At 55.6% G+C, this 17,070-nt stretch carries 10 protein-coding genes and 1 pseudogene; 5 read left to right on the forward strand and 6 right to left on the reverse strand.

Annotated elements, in window-relative coordinates:
• Nucleotides 1-3 precede the first annotated feature (3 nt).
• Both BN348_RS14395 and BN348_RS00985 read right to left on the reverse strand, forming a co-directional pair.
• A pseudogene (locus BN348_RS14395) lies at nt 4-2,061 on the reverse strand (efflux RND transporter permease subunit); the annotation flags it as partial.
• 29 nt (nt 2,062-2,090) lie between these two features.
• Nucleotides 2,091-2,687 carry a TetR/AcrR family transcriptional regulator gene (locus BN348_RS00985; RefSeq protein ID WP_040195637.1) on the reverse strand — a complete coding sequence of 199 codons (597 nt, stop codon included), beginning with the start codon at nt 2,685-2,687 and terminating at the stop codon, nt 2,091-2,093.
• A 565-nt stretch (nt 2,688-3,252) separates the two neighbouring features.
• On the opposite strand from BN348_RS00985, the gene BN348_RS12800 reads away from it, so the two are divergent.
• Nucleotides 3,253-3,585 (forward strand): helix-turn-helix domain-containing protein, encoded by a 333-nt coding sequence (locus tag BN348_RS12800; RefSeq protein ID WP_052446595.1) that lies wholly within the window; start codon nt 3,253-3,255, stop codon nt 3,583-3,585.
• Between the two features lie 189 nt (nt 3,586-3,774).
• Here the strand turns inward: BN348_RS12800 and BN348_RS00995 are convergent, their stop codons facing one another.
• Together BN348_RS00995 and BN348_RS01000 are read right to left on the reverse strand one after the other, a co-directional pair.
• On the reverse strand, nt 3,775-8,760 hold the full coding sequence (locus BN348_RS00995; protein WP_040195638.1) for a discoidin domain-containing protein: 4,986 nt from the start codon (nt 8,758-8,760) through the stop codon (nt 3,775-3,777).
• A 677-nt stretch (nt 8,761-9,437) separates the two neighbouring features.
• The gene (locus tag BN348_RS01000) at nt 9,438-10,817 is read right to left on the reverse strand and encodes a glycine--tRNA ligase (RefSeq protein WP_040195640.1); all 1,380 of its coding nucleotides are present in this window, start codon (nt 10,815-10,817) and stop codon (nt 9,438-9,440) included.
• Between the two features lie 336 nt (nt 10,818-11,153).
• On the opposite strand from BN348_RS01000, the gene BN348_RS01005 reads away from it, so the two are divergent.
• From BN348_RS01005 to BN348_RS01025, 4 genes are all read left to right on the forward strand, one after another.
• Nucleotides 11,154-11,954 carry a MerR family transcriptional regulator gene (locus BN348_RS01005; protein WP_040195641.1) on the forward strand — a complete coding sequence of 267 codons (801 nt, stop codon included), beginning with the start codon at nt 11,154-11,156 and terminating at the stop codon, nt 11,952-11,954.
• Complete coding sequence (locus BN348_RS01010) at nt 11,951-12,766, forward strand: ABC transporter ATP-binding protein (protein ID WP_040195642.1); 816 nt, start codon at nt 11,951-11,953, stop codon at nt 12,764-12,766. Before BN348_RS01005 ends, BN348_RS01010 begins: the two co-directional genes overlap by 4 nt.
• A complete protein-coding gene (locus BN348_RS01015; RefSeq protein WP_040195644.1) occupies nt 12,763-13,482 on the forward strand; it encodes an ABC transporter permease in 720 nt (239 codons plus the stop codon). The genes BN348_RS01010 and BN348_RS01015 overlap by 4 nt, the downstream gene beginning before the upstream one ends.
• A gap of 925 nt (nt 13,483-14,407) precedes the next feature.
• Nucleotides 14,408-14,761: a hypothetical protein gene (locus BN348_RS01025; RefSeq protein WP_040195647.1), complete on the forward strand. Its 354-nt coding sequence runs from the start codon at nt 14,408-14,410 to the stop codon at nt 14,759-14,761.
• Nucleotides 14,762-14,889: 128 nt separating this feature from the next.
• Here BN348_RS01025 and BN348_RS01030 read toward each other — a convergent pair whose 3' ends face one another.
• Nucleotides 14,890-15,486 carry a nitroreductase family protein gene (locus tag BN348_RS01030; protein WP_040195648.1) on the reverse strand — a complete coding sequence of 199 codons (597 nt, stop codon included), beginning with the start codon at nt 15,484-15,486 and terminating at the stop codon, nt 14,890-14,892.
• A gap of 91 nt (nt 15,487-15,577) precedes the next feature.
• On the reverse strand, nt 15,578-16,927 hold the full coding sequence (gene mgtE / locus BN348_RS01035; RefSeq protein ID WP_040195649.1) for a magnesium transporter: 1,350 nt from the start codon (nt 16,925-16,927) through the stop codon (nt 15,578-15,580).
• Nucleotides 16,928-17,070: the final 143 nt, after the last annotated feature.

Here is a 17,070-nt window from a genome sequence, read left to right on the forward strand (position 1 = left end):
GGGTTTGGGCCAGCCGATCGAGGTTTTTTCAATCACACGGCTGAACAGGATCAAAATCGCGGGCAGCACGACCAGAATGGTGATCATACTGACCAGCGCGCCGCGGGCGAGCAGCGAGCACAGGCTCTTGATCAGATCCAGCTTCGAGATGATGGCGACGCCGATGTTGGCCGCGAAGAAGGTGAAGCCGCTGGTGATGATCGAGACCGAGCACTTCTGCACGGCGATCTGCGCGGCTTCCTTGACGGTGTGGCCGCCCCGCAGCTCTTCCTTGAACCGGTTGGTCATCAGGATCGCGTAGTCGACCGTCGCGCCAAGCTGGATGGTGCCGATGACGATGCCGGCAATGAACGGCAGCGTCGTGCCGGTGAAGAACGGGATGCCCATGTTGATGCTGATCGCAAATTCAATCGCCAGCACCAGCAGAACCGGGATCGAGATGGACTTGAAGCAGATCGCGATGATCACGAAGATGGCGATGATCGAGGCGGTGTTGACGTTGGCGAAGTCGACGTCCGCGACGTCGATCAAATCCTTGGTCAGCGCGCCTTCGCCCGCAATGACCGCATCCGGGTCATAGGACTTGATGATCGTGTTGAGCTCGTCGATCTGGCTGTTCTCCTCATCGCTGGCCGCCTTGTACAGCGAGTTTGCGACAATCATCTTCTTGCCGCCGTTCTGTAAGATCTCCTTGATGGCTTCGGGCTCGGCATCTCCCGGGATGCGTCCGCCGATATATTTTTCATAGGAGATGACCGTGTCGATGCCGTCGACCTGCTCGATCTTGTCGGAGATCTCCTTAATCTGATAGTTCTCCAGCTGGTCACTGACCAGGATGAAGTGGGTGGAGGTCATGTTGAAATCCTCTTTGAGCTTGTTGGTGCCGACGATCGAGGGGAGATCCTTCGGAAGGGTCTCATCCAGCGCATAGTAGACGCTGGTGTTGGCCTGGCCGTACGCGAACGGGATGAAGAGGATCACAAAGCAGACCAATATGCTCTTGTAATGCTTTGCGATGAAGCCGGGCAGCCGCTTCGCCTCGCGGAACAGCGTCTTGTGGCGGAACCGCTGAATCGGCTTGTCGAAGAACATGATCAGCGCCGGCAGGATGGTCAGCGTACAGATGACGCCGAGCAGCACGCCCTTCGCCATGACGATGCCGATGTCCTTTCCAAGCGTCAGGCTCATCGTGCACAGTGCGAGGAAGCCCGCGATGGTGGTCATCGAGCTGCCGGTGATCGAAGCAAAGGTCGCGTGGATGGCGGCGGCCATGGCATCCTCGCGGCTTTCATGCTTCTCCTTTTCCTCTATGTACCGGTGCAGCAGGAAGATCGAGAAGTCCATCGTGACGCCCAGCTGCAGGATGGCCGCAAGCGCCTGCGTGATATACGAAACCTGCCCGAGAAAGACGTTGCTGCCGAAGTTGTAGATGATCGGGAACGCGATGCCCAAGATAAAGATAAACGGCGCGACGGTCGATTCCAGACCGAGCGCCAGCACGACGATGGCCAGAATCACCGCAGCGGCGATGTAGATTGGAATTTCCTGGTCCGCCAGATTCTTGGTATCCTGCACGATGGCGGCAAGCCCGCCCATGAAGCAGTTCTTCGTTGTGATCTGCTTGATCTGGTCAATTGCGTCGAAGGTGCTCTTGGACGCCGTGGTGTCTGAAAAGTTGATCAGCAGCATCGTGCCGGTGTCGCTGTAGAAGAAGTTTTTGAAGTCGTCCGGCAGAAGCTCGGGCGGAACGGTGATGTCCATGACGTCGTCCACCCAGAGAACCTTTTCGACCCCCTGAACCCCTTCAATCTCCTGTTTGAGCTTCTGCACCTGCTTGGCTTCCATGTCGTCGACCACCAGCATGGCGGAGGAACCCAGATGGAAGTCGTTTTCGAGATACGACTGCCCCTTCATGGAATCCACCTCTTCGGGCAGGTAGGAGAGGATGTCGTAGTTGACAAAGGTGCTGAAATAGCCGATCGCGGACGGAATCAGCAGCAGGATGGCAAGAATCAGAATCAGCACGCGTTTCTTGACGATAAGCTTAGCCATTTTGTTCATTTGGTTTCATCTCCAGATTGATTGGTAGGTTATTTGGTCAGCATTCTGCGGATAGTGCTGAACAGCATCGGCTTCAAAGTGTCGATGTCATCCGGCTCGTTCATGATGATCGAGGAATAGCAGACGGTGCTGACCAGCTCAATGACAATAAAGATCAGCTGGCGCGCTTCCTGTTCGGCAAATCCGTGCCGGGTAAGCTCTGCGACATATTCGTTCATCAGAGCGGTGATTTCCGGGTCCTCATCTTCCTTCAGCGCATGCCCAAGCAGGCTCCAGGACAGGTTTTTGCTGATGACCTTGAGCAGCATCCGGTTTTCCCGCAGGTGCTCGATGATATCGCTGACCAGAAAAATCACGCGGTCGATGTGGTCATCCACCTGTTGTGCCTTGGCCCGCTGCAGCGATTCCCGAATCAGCGTGACGCTCCGCTTGAAGATGACATGGTTGATCAGATCGGATTTGTCTTTGAAATAAAGATAGAAGGTTCCCTTTGCGACATCCGCCTTTTTGGCGATCTGATCGATCGAGGTCTCGTTGAATCCATTGCTTGTAAAGAGTTCGTAGGCCGCGGTTTCAAGCTTGTTTTTCTTCTCTCTTTTTTTGGCGTCCACCTTGCCCATCAACATCCGATTCACCTCCTATAATTATGACCGTTGGTCACTTTTTTTCTTTCCGAGGGATAGCATACTACAAAAATGACCATTCGTCAATATATAAAATTGACGAATGGTCATTTTTGTGATTCTGCTGAATATCCATCCCATGATTTCCGCCGTTTTTGTACAGAACGCAGGATTGTCCGGAAGCGCAAGGACGTTTCATCTTTGCAGAGGTTGATGAAAGTGCGGGTTTGCTTTTTTCTATCCCGGATCATGGTGGGAATACCGCATTTGTGCAAGAGATAATGTGTACATTAGATCATGTATACGTCTATAGATAAAAGTAGCTGATGTGATAGAATCTTATTGATAGAACGGAACAGCTATGTGAGAAACCGTAGAGAAAAATACTGGAGGGACAGACTGATGGGTATACATTTCCAGAGTATCAGCAGAATGTTTATGGACAAAGGTAAACCCGTTTAAGAAGCTGAACACGCTTTTTAAAGCAACAAAGGATTTTTTTAGAAAGAGAAAAAACACAAAAGTTTCTCAGCAATTACATGAAGGGGAAGGCGGCAGGAGTTGGAGTATGGAAAATTTGCAGAAGTTTCGGGAATCGATACATTTAAATCAGCTTGCGCTGGCTATGAGAATCGGTGTGGCGCAGGAAACAATCAGCGCCTATGAAAGCGGCCGGTCAAATCCCAGCATCGGCACTCTGCTGAAGCTCTGTGATGAATTGGATGTATCAGCCGATTATCTGCTGGATCGAACCCATATTTCCCTTTCAATGGAACGCTTCTTGCAAAAAGATTTATCCGAAGAGGAGCTGGAACTGCTCTCAGTCTTCCGAAAGCTCTCTGCCGCCAGACAGAAACGCGCCATCGGATTTTTAATGGGAATGCTCTATAAAGGCAAATAGAAGACGCTGTGGGACATGAATGGAACATTGTAAAGAAAGGATGCCGCACAGTCATCGACGGCTGTGCGGCATCCTTTGTAATATCCGGTCTGACCGCCCGGTTTCATCTGCTGTGAATGCAGATCGATAACAGGCGGCCAGACATAAGTGCGGATTTATGACAGGCGGTCAGGCATACGGGCTTATGTTTTACAGATGCTCTGCATTCAGGATGGCGAGCTTGAGCGCGAGCAGGTCAAAGATGTTGATCTTACCGTCGCGATTGACGTCGGCCGCTTCGGCCGGGAAATCAGCGCCCGCATGGCCCAGAATCGCCCGCTTGATCGAAATGAGGTCGGTCACGCTGAGAAGACCGTCCCCGCTGACGTCGCCCAGAATCAGAATCCGCGCTTCGTCAAGGGTCAGACCGTCCTTCACAAGCCGGATGACGCAGCCGGTGCCGACGACATCCGAGCCGCTCAGCGGCTGTCCGCCGCGGGAAACAATGATCTCTGTGCCGTCCGCCGGTTCAAACATCTCTCTGAGCGCGTCGGCGCTGGTCGAGGGAAGAACGCCGCGCAGGACGCCCGCATCGATGGAAAGGGATTCGTCTGTCGGCACCAGCTTGGCGGCCGGTTTGCCCCACACATCGATTTCCCACAGGGAATAGCCGTAGGGAGAGCCCTTTTCCAGGCACTGCACGCGGATGTACCGGCCGGTGCCTGCAATCTCAAACCGCTGCAGCCCGGCGCCGGACGCTTTGCCCTCGTAAATGGTTTTGAAATGCTCGTTGTCATCCGAAACCTGGATGTCGTAGCGTTTGGCGTAGGCCGCCTCCCAGTTCAGGCTCATGGCGGAGAAGTCCATCCGCTCGCCCATATCCAGCGTGATCCAGGACTGCGGTTCGCTGGTGTCGGAGCCCCAGCGGGTATTTTCATTCCGGTCGTTTGCGCCGCTGACCGGGTTGCCGTCCTGCACGCTGCTCGCGGTGATGGGCTTGCCGTAAGCGACGCCCTCGCCGGCCGGCAGGGTGGAGTATCCGAAGACCTGGAATTCCCACAGGGAGCAGCCGTAGATGGTGCCCTTCTCCAGACAGTGCATCCGCACATACCGGCCCTTGGCCGAAACCGGGATGATCTGTTCACCGGCGCCGGAAGTGCCGCCTGTATAGATGGGAGTAAAATTCTCATTGTCGTCGGAGATCAGAAGCTGGTACTGCTTGGCATAGGCCGCCTCCCAGTTCAGCCGGATCTGGCTGATTCTGGCCGATTCTCCGAGATCGATCGTGACCCAGGGCTGCAGGTCCACGCCATCGGTTTCCGAGGACCAGCGGGTGGCTTCGCTGCCGTCGTTGACGTGTGCGGGCGGATGATTGTTGACCGTCTGGTCCTGCCAGGAGCTGACATAGACCGGCTGGTTCTGCGAGAGCAGCTGGACGGCGGATTCGCCCCAGACATCGAACTCCCAGAGAGAGCAGCACTGACCGCCCGGCTCCAGACAGCGCATCCGGATGTACCGGCCGAGGCCACTCACCTCAAACCGCTGTTCGCCCGCATCCTGAGCGGTGCCCTGATAAATCGAGGTGAAGGATTTTGCATCGTCGGAGACCTGAATCTCATACCGCCCTGCAGGCGCCGCCCAGTTCAGCTTTACAGCGGAGAAGCGGAAGGTGTCGCCCATGTCGAGCATGATCCAGGGACGCGTGCCGCCGGCGGGATCGGAGGCCCAGCGAGTTGTGTCGTCCCGGTCGTTGGCCGAAGCGGCGGGACAGCCATCCTGCTCGCTGCTGGCGGAGACCGCCTTGCCGAACGCGATGCCGTAATCTGCCGGAACGCCCCAGACATCGAACTCATTGAGTCCGGGCGCGGAACCGCCCGGTTCCAGAACGCGCACCCGGACATACCGGCCGGAGGATTCGATGTCGATGAGCTGATCGCCCGCGGCGGACGCCGTTCCGTTTTGCAGCAGACGGAAGTTGATGCCGTCGTCAGATGCCTCCAGCGCGTAGCGTTTGGCATAGTGGTCGGTCCAGTTGAGCTTCACCTTGGACAGGTCCATCGGTTCGCCCAGATCGATGGTGATCCAGGGCGCGGCGTCGCTGCTGTTCGCTTCCCAATAGGTGGAATTCGATCCGTCCACGACATTCTGTGGATAATGCTTCTGGTACCAGCTCTCCTGTTTCATCGAGCTGGCGGTGACCTTTTTGCCGAGCGCGATGCCGTGCTCGCTGTGGTTGACGGCGAGCTTGCGCTGGCTGAAAATTTCCTCGCCGTTCTGGTCGGTATACCGTGCCACCAGCCGCAGCTGTTCGCTGTCGGTCTGTTCCGGGATCATGACGGTGCATTCCTGAGAGACGGTTTCCATCCTGTCCACATCGAACAGCAGGTTCTGTCTGGACAGCTCTTTTTCCCCGACATAGAGGACGACATCGACGCTGACGTTTTCGAAAGCGGTGTTGACGCCGTTCATCAGCGTGACCGGGAAGGTCTTCTGCTGTCCGTGCCAGCATTCCTCGTCGAAGTTGTCGATCGCGATGCCCAGCGGCGCAAAGCCGCTGCGCAGCATATCGGTCAGATAAGGGCTGATCTGCGGATGGGTGATGTCCGGCTGCAGGACGTCGCTGGTGGCGCCGCCCTCCACCGAATAGCTCAGGCCGGTGAACTGCAGATTGCCCTGGACAAAGCCGCCCAGCCGCCAGAATTCCGCAAGCTGCGCCTGGGATTCAGCATAGTAGCCCAGCCGCTCCTCTGCGGTCGCACCCGGCATGTGCTTGCTGTACCACGGATCGCCGAGAAGGGTCGGCGTGCCGTCGCGGTTCAGCCAGTTCCAGCCGGTTTCATTGATGATCATGGCGATGTTCTGGTTGCCGGCCGGAAGCGTCCACGGCTTGCGGTCGATGACGTTCAGATACCCAAGGTTGAATTCGTTGTTGGAATAGAGATACGGATGGCATTCCGCCGAATCGGTCTCCTGGTCATAGGCGACCCAGCCGTTGTTCCAGGACCGGTCCTGGATGTCGTAGGACCGCAGTTCACGGATAATCGGCGTCGTGACGCCGCCGTTATAGGATTCGTTCTGGATATCCCACTGGATCACAGAGGCGTGCATGCCGCGTTCCACCATCCAGTTCTTTACCTCGGGAAGCAGGTCGTCCGTGGTGCATTCGCAGCCGTCGCAGTGCTGCCAGTACGGATATTCATCGAAGATCAAGAAGCCGTATTCGTCTGCAATCTCATACCATCTCTCCGGCAGGAAGCAGACGTGGGTCCTGAAGGATTCCCAGTTCACATTCCGGAATTGGTCGTAAAGCTCCCGCACCCAGGATTCCGTCCAGGGGAGGTCGCTGCGCAGCGGGTCGTCAAAGAATCGGTAAAGGCAGACGTTGGTGCCGCGGATGAAGTGCGGCTCGCCGTTGAGCATCGGCTGATGCGTTTGGGCATCAAAATGGAAGGTGCGCATGCCGAACCGGTCCTGACAGGTGTCTCCCGACGTCTTCACAACGATGCGGTAAAGGAACGGGCTGTCGGGAGACCAGTATTTCGACCTGTCAAAGCCGTCGAGCCTGATGGCCGAGAAGTCTGCCGTCTGTTCTCCGTTTGCGCCGACGGTGACGCCGTCGATGGTCTGTTCGCCCACCAGCTTGGGGGCGTCCGGTTCCCGTCCGCCCTTCACCACGCCAAGCTCATAGATCTGCACGGTGACCGGTGTGGTGACTGCGCCGGCGGAGCTGTTCTTCAAAAACGCGCGGATATGGACCGTGCCGTTTTCCAGGTCCGGGGAATTCTGCAGCGACGAGATGACCGGGTCGCTGTTGAAGATCAGGCTGACGTCGTCGTAGACGCCCGGATAGTATTTATGGCGCTCGCCGTCGTAGCCGGTGTGCCCGATTGAAGCCGGATCGCTGTGCTGCTGGCTCTTGTTCTGCACGCGGATGACGATCTCATTTTCGGCGTGCGGGATCAGATAGGGCGTGATATCGGTTTCCGATGCGGTGTAGTTGAAGGTGTAATAGTCCACCTGCCGGCCATTGACATAGATGTACCGGCCATAAGCGGCCTTGCCGATCTTCAGCGTGACGTTTTCAGGGATCTCTTCAAAACGGACGCTGCGGCGGTACCAGAGGGAGGCCCCCTCATAGCTGCCGAGATCGTTCTGGGCAAGGTCCCACAGTCCCGGCACCGGGATGCGGTTGTCATAGAATTCCGGCATCCGGGTGAGCTTGTCATCCGTTTTCACGCATTCCCAGGTGCCGTTCATCGAGACGCTGCGCCTGTCCCCGGCTGCCGGAACCGATCCGGCGTCCACAGGCTCAACCGCGTCGAACTGCAGATGGGAAAGCGCTGCGGTGTCGATCCAGACCGGTTCATCCCCGGTCAGAGTCAGGGTGACCGTGTCGCCCTCCCGCAGGGTACCGACGTCCTTGCGGTAGTCCTCATACATGCCGCCGGCTGTCTCATAGAGATGAACCGGCGAGGGCTCGCCGCCGTTTACCGAAATCGTGCCGGCGGCGTCCGCCTGCGCGCGGTAACGGAGATGCACGATGTTTCTGGGCTCCTCCAGCGCGGGAATGGTAAAGGTGATGCTCGCGCCGTCCTTTGGAAGCGTCACGGCCCGTCCGGTATAGGCCATCAGGTCTTCACAGGCCTGTGCGCCGTCCAGCTGAGCATCCACAGCGGGCAGATGGCCTGCGGGACAGGTGTCGTACAATGGGTCGTTGGTGAATTCGATGTAGTCGATGTTGGTGGCGGTGCCGGGATTGACGAGCTTGACCGTGGCGCCCTCCGGGATATACACATCCGCCGACGCAAAGGTGTTGAACGGCGGCCCCCAGGAACCGGTCGGGGTAAACGGGATAGACGAGAGCTTTACATCGTCGACATAGACGTCCACCACGCCGGTCTTATTGGTATTGGCATAACAGATGGTGATGCGGTTGGACTGCGCGATATTGCGGTATTCCGCGCCCTTGCCGTCCTGGAATACCTCCAGGCTCTTTCCGCCGGAGGCGCCGCTTTTGCTGGCGATCTCGGCATATTGTCCGGCGGCGTTGGGCAGCAGGATGCCATCCTCCGCTTCTACAAATCGTTTGGGCGTTTCAGCGGGGTCCGCGGCGGAAACACCGCCGGCAAAGCCGGACTGCAGCAGAAGCCCCAGTGTCAGAAAGATGGCGCATGTTTTTTTGAATCTTTTTTTCATCAATGTTCCTCCATTCTCTTTTTATAACGATTGTTTGCTGTACAAGGAACCGGTGAAGCCTCCTTTCTATGAATATCATCGGATTGTTTCTTGGAATATTAATCTATTATGTATATTATAAATAATTTATTAAAAAATACAATAGAAAATCATTTTTGTTCGAAGTTTTTTATGCAATCAGACAAATAACGGGCTCCGGATTTGGTGATATTGAGAATAGGAAACTTCAGAACAGGAGCTGGCGGGCACGGGAAAAAGTTTTGGGGTCATGACAGTGGGACGCAGGCAGTTTTTCCGGCTCTGTTACCAGCCTGCGAAAGCTTGTTTTTTCCATGGAGCTATCGGACGTTGGTGCGTACGGTGCGGATCACACTTGAACCGCGGCGATCCGTTGAACGAGGTGGAACACAAAAGCCTGAAAAGATCAGATGCCGGTTTGGTTCTGAAAGCACTGGACAAGAGAGACGTTACACGTTGGTGATGCTGAAGCCGCATCGGATGGCTTCTTTTCAGCCGCAGTGTGATTTTTATTGTCATTCTTTTTGCACAATGCTTGAAGTGATAGCTGACAGGGTGTCTCCGCCGGAATGGCTGATGGGGTTTCCATCACAAAAAAAGAGCCATACAGGCCGGTATTCCCGGTCTGTATGGCTCCTGATATATGGTTTTGTCAAGTGTTAAAATTCGATCTTCTCCTCGATGAATTTGACCAGCTCTGCAATCGGCAGACGGGTCTGCTCCATCGTATCGCGGTCGCGGACTGTCACACAGCCGTCCTCCTTGGACTCGAAGTCGTAGGTGATGCAGAACGGCGTGCCGATCTCATCCTGACGGCGGTAGCGCTTGCCGATCGAACCGGCGTCGTCGTAGTCGACCATGAAGTGCTTCGCGAGCGTCTGGTAGACCTCGCCGGCCTCCTCCGAAAGCTTTTTGGAGAGCGGCAGGACGCAGGCCTTGAACGGCGCGAGGGCCGGATGCAGGCGCATGACGACGCGGGTGTCCTTCTCATCGAGCACCTCCTCGTCGTAGGCGTCGCACAGGAAGGCCAGCGCAACGCGGTCGGCGCCGAGCGACGGCTCGATGACATACGGGATATATTTTTCGTTTGTGACGGTGTCGAAGTATTCCAGGCTCTTGCCGGACTGGTTGATGTGCTGCGTCAGGTCGAAGTCGGTGCGGTCCGCAACGCCCCACAGCTCGCCCCAGCCGAACGGGAACAGAAACTCGATGTCGGTCGTTGCGTTGGAGTAGTGCGAAAGCTCCTCCTGCTCATGGTCGCGCAGGCGGATGTTTTCTTCCCGGATGCCCAAGTTCAGCAGCCAGTTTTTGCAGGCGTCCTTCCAATAGGTGAACCAGGTGAGATCCTCGCCCGGCTTGCAGAAGAATTCCAGCTCCATCTGCTCGAATTCACGGGTGCGGAAGGTAAAGTTGCCCGGCGTGATTTCGTTGCGGAAGCTCTTGCCGATCTGGCAGACGCCGAACGGCAGCTTTTTGCGGGTCGTACGCGCGACGTTCGCGAAGTTGACAAAGATGCCCTGCGCGGTTTCCGGACGCAGGAAGATTTCATTCTTCGCGTCCTCGGTGACGCCCTGGAAAGTTTTAAACATCAGGTTGAACTTGCGGATGTCGGTGAAGTTCGTGCTGCCGCATTCCGGGCATTTGATGCCGTTTTCCTTGATGAAGTCCATCATCTGCTCGTTGGACCATCCGTTCGGCGCGGCGTCGGACTGATCCTCAATCAGTTTGTCGGCGCGGTGGCGGGTCTTGCAGTCCTTGCAGTCCATCAGCGGGTCGGAAAAGCCGCCGACATGGCCGGACGCCACCCAGACCTGCGGGTTCATCAGAATCGCGCAGTCGAGGCCGACGTTGTACGGGGATTCCTGCACAAACTTCTTCCACCATGCCTTCTTGACATTGTTTTTAAATTCCACGCCCAGCGGGCCGTAATCCCAGGTATTCGCAAGACCTCCGTAGATTTCGGAACCGGAATAGACGAAGCCCCTTCCTTTGCATAAAGAGACGATCTTCTCCATGGTCTTCTCTGAATTCGAAATCATCGCTGTATTACCTCCGTTATCATCTTCAAAGTTTCCCATCAAACGGGAAAAAGCGGCGGCATCTTTATAAGAGCCTACATAACTACTAGTTTAAAACGAAACGGGGAAGAAGTCAAGGAAAAAATACCTGCCGTCGGCGCCGGACGGCGAAACAGCTGGCTGCCGCCGTGTTTCCCGGGGAATGATTCCCGTTTCATGGAGCACACCGCGGTTCGGCGCTTGGTGGTGTTCTGCGTGACAGATGGCGTCCCATGTGAAAAACGGACAAAAATCTTTTGAAAAGGTATTGTTTGTGACGTAAGGTCATAAGGTATAATAGAGACAGAGGTGATTGAAATGTCGAACAACAGAGCGATCCCCCAGGGATATATGACCGTGGGGGAGGTCGCGAAGAAGATGGGCATAACCGTCCGCACCCTGCAGTACTACGACCGGGAGGGCCTGCTTTCGCCGTCGGCGGAGAGCGAGGGCGGCCGCAGGCTCTATACAGATAAGGATATGATCAAGCTGCATCAGATCCTGTCCATGAAGAGCCTCGGTTTTTCACTGGACACGATTAAAAACCGTTTGATACCCATGGATTCCCCCGTCGATGTCGCCAATGCGCTGACAGAACAGGCGGCCGCCATCCGCGCAAAGATGGATGCCCTTTCGGAATCCCTGCAGGCGATCGAAGCGCTGAAAGCGGAGGTGCTGCAGATGCAAACGGTGGATTTCAAGAAGTACGCCGACATCATCGTCAACCTGCAGATGAAAAATGAGTTCTACTGGCTGATCAAGCATTTCGACGATCAAACGCTGGACCATATGCGCAGCCGGTTCGATCAGGAAAGCGGCAATGCGATGATCGGTTTGTTCAATCATCTGCAGAACGAGGCGGTAAAGCTCCAGCGGGAGGGCGTGCCGCCCGAGAGTGAAAAGGGGCAGGCGCTTGCGAAGGCCTACTGGGATATGATTATGGAGTTTACCTCCGGGGATATGAGCCTGCTGCCAAAGCTGATGGAGATTGGAAGCTTCGCTGGGGTGGACAATGAGTGGAAGCAGAAACAATTGCTTGCCATCACATATATCGAACCGGCCCTGGATGTCTATCTTTCCAGGCTGGGAATCAATCCGTTTGAGGAGGGAACAACATGAACGAAGCCATCAAAGTTGACGGGCTGAAAAAATGTTACGGCGGCCATACGGTGCTGAAGGGCCTGCGTTTCCATGTGGGAAAAGGGGAGATCTTTGCGCTGCTCGGCGTAAACGGCGCGGGCAAAACCACCGCTCTCGAATGCATCGAGGGCCTGCGCAGGTACGATGGCGGCAGCGTCGCGGTGCAGGGCAGAATGGGCATCCAGCTGCAGTCGGCGACGCTCCCGGAACACATCCGTCCGATGGAAGCCGTGCGGTTATTCGCGAAATGGAACCATGCAGAGATTGACCATACCATGCTTGCCGCCCTTGGAATCGACGAGCTGGGGAAAAAGCAGTATGCCCAGCTGTCCACAGGGCAGAAGCGGCGCCTGCATTTGGCGCTGGCTTTGATCAGTGATCCGGACATCGTGTTCCTTGACGAGCCGACCGCCGGGCTGGATGTTGAAGGCAGGGTGTCGCTCCACGACCAGATACGCAGACTGAAAGCGCAGGGGAAGACCATTGTGCTGGCCAGCCACGACATGGCGGAGGTCGAAGCCCTGTGCGACCGCATAGCGATTCTGAACGGCGGCAAGATTGTGTTTTTGGGCACGGTTGAAGAACTCACCGCGAAGGTTGGCAGCCATTACACGATTCATATCAAGACCGAGACGGGCGATGCGTGTTATGAATCCGACGACATCGCGGAAACCATGCTGACCCTGCTGGGGGATTTCAAACAAAAAGGCATCGCCGTATTGGACATCAAGGTAGACAGAGGGACACTGGAACAGCATTTTATCGATATAGCGAGGGGGAATGAAGCATGAGCGCGTTTTTATATGGCGTGGCGCTGCAATGGAAGCTGGATATTCGAAGCAGGGCGCTGCTCATCACCTGTTATGTTGTCCCGCTGCTGTTCTTTGCCGTGATGGGCGGGATTTTCACATCCATCAATCCGCAGGCTAAGGACACGCTGATACAGTCCATGACCGTAATGGGGGTGTCGATGGGGGCGCTAATCGGCCTGCCGCCCACCCTTTCGGAGATATACGGAAGCGATATGAAAAAGGTATACAGGGCCAACGGAGTGCCGCTGTATCTTGGACTGGTTTCTGTATTTTTGTCCGCGTTCATCCATCTGCTACTGATGTCCGCCATCATTTACGTCATTGCCCCGGTTGCTTTCGACGCGGCGCTCCCGGTAAGCCTGCCTGCCTATTTTGGCTCGCTCGCCCTGTTTACCGCGGTGTCCCTGAGCATCGGATGCGTGCTGGGGCTGATGGTGAAAAGACCGGCGAAGCTTACCATGATCTCACAGATCATATTCCTGCCGTCCATCATGTTGTCGGGGATCATGTTTTCCGCCGATCTGCTTCCCCGGTTCCTTCAGGTTATAGGAAAGTTATTCCCCGCGGCATGGGGATACGATTTGATGGCAAAGGGCGGCTTTTCCCTTGGCAGCTTGTGGCCTTTGGCAGCGATTCTGGCGGTTGCGGTATTCCTGTGCGGGCTCATGTTACATAAATTGAAATCGGAAGCATAAGCCGGTTGAAGCAAAGTCTCCGATCCGAATGTTGTCCGCACCGCGGAGCATATCCTACGTTGAAAAGGACCGGCATGGTTTTCACCATGCCGGTCCTTCGTTCGCAATGATCTGATTTTTAATTGGATGGTATTCTGGTCATGGTTCTGCTGTGGCACAGCGGTTTTACTTGGTTTGCCAAGATGCCTTGGCAAGGTGGCCGTTACTTCGCTGTGGCACAGCGGTTTGCTTATGTTTACCAAGTGACACTTGGCTGTGTGGTCGTTGCTCCGCTGAAGCGCAGTAGCTCTACTGTATTTACCAAGTAACACCTTGGCAAAGTGGCAGTTACTTCTTTGCCGGCCAAAGAAGTAACCAAGAAAGGCCGTTCAAGGGGGCCATGCACAGTGCCGCTCAAGGCCAGATGGCCCCCTTGAAAATCCCCTCTGATATCCCGTTTTCCCTTCGGCCGCCTGCGGGCGGCGTTTTGCTTTTGGCTGAGTGGTTGGGCATAGCTAGCAGCGGACGCTTCCCCGGTTACAGGTTGTTTTTATGGTACCCCGATACTTCGGCTGGTACCGTATCTTTATATCCGTTTTATGGCTTATTTGTCGGTAAATACTATCGTAAAGCTGTGCGGTTCATAAAAAATTTACATCTATCCTTTTACTCAAATAAGCAACAATTTACTCGAACAAGAGTAATATTACTTCTGCTCGAGTAAACTTCCAAAATAAGTATTTTTCAAACAAAATCACTAGTCATTTTGTGTTTGATTTCCAGCTTTATTTAAGGTACAATTCTCCATTGTAGGGGGTGAACATACAGAAAACATCCAAAAACGCATAGCCGACCGACCGCATAGGAATCGCGGGCGGACGTTGTGAGAACGGAAATTTAGATAAAGAAAAAATCAATTTGTTGACTCGATGAAAGGAGCGGCACAATGGACGAATTTGAAAAACACAAGGAAGAAGAACGTATCCGGCGCGGCTATACCGAAAGCTATCTGTCGGCCATGACGCGGCGGCTGAATCTGCAGATGATAGGCAGCTTTATCCGCGATGGCAGTGACAAGGTCTCCATCAGCTATGACAGCTTCAACCAGAGAGAAGCCGATGCGTATTCAAAACTGGAAAATCGATTGACTGAAAAATACGGCAAAAAAGAAGCGGACGAAATCATTACCCATGTGAACGAATATTCCTTCGTTGTTGAAGAAATTTATTTCAGCCTGGGCATGAAAACCGGGGCAACCCTGCACTGCAAGCTGACCGACAACTTTGAAACGGATATCTGAGGGGTGAACAGCCGGCGCTCAGCTTACGTCCGCATGGAAGTCCCTATGTGCATCCCAATATATGCTGCGGATGAGAAGGCGCGCATATATCTGCCGAAGCTCCGCTCGCCTTTCGTTTTCAGAAACGGCTATATCCAGCGCACGATGTCCTCCAGCTTTCTGCGGGGCCGCTTGCCGGGGGATTCGTCCGGATATCCCAGCGAAAGGGCGGCCGCAAGCTGCCCCTGTCCGCCGATCCACGACTGAAGCTCCTCATACGCGAAGTAGATGTCGCAGATCCACAGGCTTCCAATCCCCAGGGCGTGGGCTGCCAGCGACATATTCTGTATGGCCGCGCCGACCGACTGCAGGTTGGCCATTTCATAGAACCGCTGTTCCATATCAAGCGGCTCGGATAAGTCCAGTCCCAGCGGGTTGCTGATGAAGATGGTCACCGGCGCCTGCTTCATGATCGCGGCGGTGTATTCTGCGCCGGCAAGATGCCGCGCGCTGCCGGGCAGCCGGCTGACGCCGGTCTGTTCCCGCAGGATCCCCTGCTCCATGCGCGAGAGCATTCCTGCTTTGGAGGCGCCGCGCACGATGGTGAAGTGCCACGGCTGGCGGTTTTTCGATGAGGGCGCCTGCATACCGGCCTCTATGACCGCGCGGACCATTTCTTCAGGGACCTCCCGGTCGGTGAAGGCGCGGATGCTGCGGCGGCCGCAGATGGTATCAAATAATTCCATATATAAACTCCTTTGATCAAACTGAGCTGCTGCGAAGATATTTCATGCAGAAAAAGAATATCCGCTGGAAAAAACGGATGGATGCCTTTCCCTATAGCTGCAGCAAAGACTGTGCGATGGTGAAATAGATGATCAGCGAAAATGCGTCTACAATCGTGGTGATCAGCGGCGCGGCCATGATGGCCGGGTCCGCCTTCAGCAGCTTGGCAGCCATTGGCAGGATGCCGCCGATGGTTTTCGCCATGACGACGGTCGCCAGCAGGGCGAACGCCACGGTGAGCGCCACCATCTCGTTTCCCGGATAGGTGACGGCCAGCCGCACAAAGTTGACGGCGCTCAGCACCACGCCGACAATCAGGCTGACCCGCATTTCCTTCCACAGCACGCGGAAGAAATCCGAAGGCCTGATCTCCCCAACCGCCATACCGCGGATGATCAGCGTGCTGCTCTGGCTTCCGGCATTGCCGCCGGTGTCGGTCAGCATCGGGATGAAGGTGACCAGCAGCGGCATCGTCGCGAAGGCGGCCTCATATTTGCCGAGGATCGATCCGGTGATCATGCCGGAGATCATCAGCACCAGCAGCCAGACAATCCGCTTGCGGGCCAGTACGAACGGGTTGGTCTTCAGGTAGGGTTTTTCCGACGGCGCCATGGCGGCCATCTTTTCGAAGTCCTCGGTGGCCTCCTCCTCAATGACGTCCATCACGTCGTCGGCGGTGACGATGCCCACCAGCCGGTTTTCATGGTCGACCACCGGCATGGAGAGAAAGTCATATTTCATCATGCGCTGGACGACCTCTTCGCGGTCTTCGGTGGTCTGCGCCGTGATGACGTCGCGTTCCATCAGCGTATCGATGACCCTGTCGTCCGGCGAGAGCAGCAGCTCTTTGACCGTCACGACCCCCTCCAGCAGACGGAAGTCGTCGATGACATAGCAGGTATAGATCGATTCGCGGTCCGCGCCGATGCGCCGGATGCGCTTGATCGCGTCGCTGACGGTCATGTTTTTGCGCAGGTCGATGAATTCGGCGGTCATGATGCTGCCGGCTGAATTCTCCGGGTAGTTCAAAAATTGGTTGATCAGCTTGCGCGTCTCCGGGTGCGCGTTCTGCAGCACCCGCTTGACGACGTTGGCGGGCAGCTCCTCGAGCATATCGACGGCGTCGTCGACAAACAGCTCCTCGACGATGACCGAAAGCTCCTGGTCGGTGATGGCCTCCACAATGACCTGCTGGGTTTCGCCGGGCAGCCTGGAAAAGACCTCGGCGGCAAGCTCCTTGGGCAGTGTGCGGAAGATCACGACCGCTTCCTCCTGCCCGAGCCGTTCAATGAAGTCGGCGATGTCCGCTTCATTCTCCTCGGCCAACAGCATGCGCAGTGCCCGGTAATCCTTCTGCTCCAGAAGCGCTGTCAAATGCTCAAAATTACAGTTCTGTTCCATTGGTTCCATCCTCCTGTTCTCTGAATTTACAGCAAGGAAGTCTCCAAACAGACAAAGCCAGCCCAAGGCGGCGGGCGTACAGACCCCCGTCCTTCGGCTGGCGAGATTTCAGGCATCTTCACCTGATATCGTACACGGAGAAA

The organism is Candidatus Soleaferrea massiliensis AP7, assembly GCF_000820765.1.
Taxonomy (GTDB): domain Bacteria; phylum Bacillota; class Clostridia; order Oscillospirales; family Ruminococcaceae; genus Soleaferrea; species Soleaferrea massiliensis.

What these genes read in the sequence shown, in the direction of transcription:
- BN348_RS00985 (WP_040195637.1), bottom strand. Translation starts at nt 2,687, where the DNA reads ATGTTGATGGGCAAGGTGGACGCCAAAAAAAGAGAGAAGAAAAACAAG.
- BN348_RS12800 (WP_052446595.1), top strand. Translation starts at nt 3,253, where the DNA reads ATGGAAAATTTGCAGAAGTTTCGGGAATCGATACATTTAAATCAGCTT.
- BN348_RS00995 (WP_040195638.1), bottom strand. Translation starts at nt 8,760, where the DNA reads ATGAAAAAAAGATTCAAAAAAACATGCGCCATCTTTCTGACACTGGGG.
- BN348_RS01000 (WP_040195640.1), bottom strand. Translation starts at nt 10,817, where the DNA reads ATGATTTCGAATTCAGAGAAGACCATGGAGAAGATCGTCTCTTTATGC.
- BN348_RS01005 (WP_040195641.1), top strand. Translation starts at nt 11,154, where the DNA reads ATGTCGAACAACAGAGCGATCCCCCAGGGATATATGACCGTGGGGGAG.
- BN348_RS01010 (WP_040195642.1), top strand. Translation starts at nt 11,951, where the DNA reads ATGAACGAAGCCATCAAAGTTGACGGGCTGAAAAAATGTTACGGCGGC.
- BN348_RS01015 (WP_040195644.1), top strand. Translation starts at nt 12,763, where the DNA reads ATGAGCGCGTTTTTATATGGCGTGGCGCTGCAATGGAAGCTGGATATT.
- BN348_RS01025 (WP_040195647.1), top strand. Translation starts at nt 14,408, where the DNA reads ATGGACGAATTTGAAAAACACAAGGAAGAAGAACGTATCCGGCGCGGC.
- BN348_RS01030 (WP_040195648.1), bottom strand. Translation starts at nt 15,486, where the DNA reads ATGGAATTATTTGATACCATCTGCGGCCGCCGCAGCATCCGCGCCTTC.
- mgtE (WP_040195649.1), bottom strand. Translation starts at nt 16,927, where the DNA reads ATGGAACAGAACTGTAATTTTGAGCATTTGACAGCGCTTCTGGAGCAG.